This window comes from Xenorhabdus sp. KK7.4 (assembly GCF_963876465.1).
GTDB lineage: Bacteria > Pseudomonadota > Gammaproteobacteria > Enterobacterales > Enterobacteriaceae > Xenorhabdus > Xenorhabdus stockiae.
Genome location: NZ_CAWNQF010000137.1, coordinates 1 through 2,906, shown reverse-complemented (window position 1 = coordinate 2,906; position 2,906 = coordinate 1). Strand labels below are relative to the sequence as shown.

At 52.9% G+C, this 2,906-nt stretch carries 2 protein-coding genes; both read right to left on the bottom strand.

The features are described from left to right. A partial coding sequence (gene tssI, locus AACS90_RS21690) for a type VI secretion system tip protein TssI/VgrG (RefSeq protein WP_099123632.1) occupies positions 1-1,752 on the bottom strand: 1,752 nt, incomplete at its 3' end. A 44-nt stretch (positions 1,753-1,796) separates the two neighbouring features. Then, a partial coding sequence (locus AACS90_RS21685) for a type VI secretion system baseplate subunit TssF (protein WP_193757309.1) occupies positions 1,797-2,906 on the bottom strand: 1,110 nt, incomplete at its 5' end.

The following is a 2,906-nucleotide window of genomic DNA, read 5'->3' as shown; positions in this document are numbered from 1 at the left end:
CACTTTGCCGCCACTTTTCAGGTGGATTTCCTGCCCGCTGTCAATCACGGTGGCATCCCCGGTCTGAATATGCTGGCTGCCGGCAATCCGGTGCGACACATCCCCTTCGGTGGTAATTTTTTGAGAACCCGCGACCTGATGATGGTCATCGGCGCGGATATCGTGGTAACGGTTGTTATCGATGCGGCTCTTCTGGTCATGTTTGATATGCCAGTAAGCATCGTTTTCAATATGCGCTGTCAGGTCTTTCTGACCGTGGAGATAGATTTCTTCACTGTCTTTCGCATCCTCAAAACGCAGTTCGTTAAAGCCTTTGCCTTTATGGGTCTTGGTTTTAAACGTGGTGCGGGTTTTTTGAGCCGGTAAATCCAGTGGCGGGCGGTTCAGGCCGTTATAAACACAGCCGGTGACAATCGGACGATCAATATCACCGTTCAGATAGGAGATAATCACTTCCTGCCCGATACGCGGGATTGCCATAAAGCCAAAGCCGTTACCGTTCCAGCCCTGTGCCACCCGCACCCAGCACGAAGCGCCATCATCCGGCGGGTCGTAGCGGTTCCAGTGGAAATGGACTTTAATCGCACCGTCTTTATTGACGAAAATTTCTTCCCCTTTCGGGCCGACCACGAGGGCAGTTTCATCCCCGTCTGCCAGTGGTTTATAGTGGAAAGGCGGACGCCAGTCGGCAAGGCCGTCGATAAAACTGAAATGATTACTGAGTGTGGTGCCTTCACCGCCACTGTCGCCCAGTGCCTGCGGGCAACGCCCATGATGACTGATACCGACTACCTGCCAGCGCACATTCAGTGGCTTATGGGGGTGATTTTTTATCTCGAAAATTTTACCCGGCATCAATTTGATGCAGTTGCTGCTGCCACTGCCCGTCTGTTTCTGGTTGTCCAGTGCTTCCTGCCGGTATTTTAAAAACGGAATAGCTGCCGCATCTTTCTGAAAACGCCCGTAACTTTCAAACACGGCATAGGGGGTCTGGCTGCCGAAGTCACGGAAACCTTCACTGCTGTGCATATGGGAGAGGTGATAACGCGGCTCTGCCGGGTTGAAATCTTTATGCAGGCTGCGCTGCGGACTCATACCGACACCCAACCGTACCTGATAAATCGTATCGGTTCCGTAGGCGGTTTCCGGCTGTGGCTGGTATTGCAACGGCAGCCCGGCGGTCATACCAAGGTGACTGTCACTGAAAAACGCCGTTTCATCCTCAAACCAGAAGCTGATACCTTCTTCCGCTGCCAGACGGCTGAAAAACGCATAATCGGATTCACGTTTTTGGGTCACGTATTCCCGGTCCTGATGCGCATCGTAGAGTTTTGAGTCGGCCTGTACCCGGTGTTTTTTCAGCAGACTGTTTAAGATGGCTGGGACATTCTGACGATGGTAAATCCGGCTGTCCTGATTGAGCGTCAGCCGCCAACAGGCAGGCCGCACGGTCACGGTATAGAGTGTCTTATTGCCATCGGTGCCCGCCCAGTCCGCATGGGAGATAATGCCGGTGATTTTACGTTGCAGCCTGTCCCCGTTAAACACCTGCAACACTGCTTCCTGCATCAGCAGTGAGGCCAAATCAATTTCCGTCTGTGGTCTGAACGGATTCAGGTTACCGGCTCTGACCAGCGTCAGGTTCAGGATAAAGAGTTCTGATAATCCCTCTTGCAGGGAGAATTCCCCTACAGCAAACGTGTCTGCCGGCACACCGGCGATAGTGCAGACAAAACGTAATCCACTTTTCATATTGATTCTTTCCTTATGATTCCTGTCATGTGTTCCTTAATCCATTACATTTCCGGGCGTAGTCCATCAACATGCCAGAACTGCCACAGTGCCTTGTGACTGTCCGGCGTAAAAATCTCCAGCATGACAAACGCAGACTGGGTGATAAAACACGCCAATGCCTGATTGATTAACCGACAAAACCGATACATCTCCCCCGGATTACGGTAGCAGTCGGGATTTAGCGTCAGCGCGAGTAAATGCCCGCGCACAGAACGCCCCAGCCGCATCCGGTCGGTCAGGCGCTCTCCGACCTGCACAATACCGTCAATGTGCTGGCGGAACTGGCGGCTCAGGGGACGATGCGTGTCGGCATACGGGTCAAATAGCCGGAGAAACTGTTTCAGGCTGTCGGTGGCAAACAGCATCATTGGCGGGCTGGAAAGGCAGGACAGCAGCGGCCAGCCGCTCTTTTCCTGCAACAGGGGCGGGTAATCGGTCATGACCGGTGTGATATTGTGGACGCTGAGATGAGACGGTGCACCTTCCTGCGTCACGGTAATCGTGCCTTGCGTCAATGCCGGTGCCTGTTCATGGTAGCCGGTGAAATAACACAAGACTTCAATGGCAGGTAAGTTGTTGGCCGGTTTGCCCGTCAAATCAAAAAAGTGTAGCCGGTGCTGGATTCTGCCGAGAAAATCGGGTTCGGTCTGGAGCTGGTAATAAAACGTGTCGGGTTGCTCATTTTCATCCCGAAAACGCCCGGCGGGAGTAAACTGTTCAATCGGAAGCCAGTGATACGGTGTCCCGCGTTGCTCACTGTCACCGGGCTGTTCCACAACCTCAATATCACCCAGCCGGAACAACCGCACCGACTCTCCCAACGGCAGAGAATAACGGTGGTTGTCAGTTTCCAGCTCAATGGGCAGGCTTACCCGATTTTCCAGATGAATGGCCGGTACACAACCCAATAAGAATGTCTCATCGATATCCGTCAGCGGCAATTCGCCCTCGAAACGAAAAATCAGCTCAAACGTGCCGTCCCCATTCAATGGCACGGTGGTACAACTGTTGCGGATATCCAGCGTGACAAAGTTATACAGTGGGGACAAAGCATAATATTCCACCAACGGTTGCAGGCCAGAATACGTATTTTTGGGCACAGGCAGCACCGG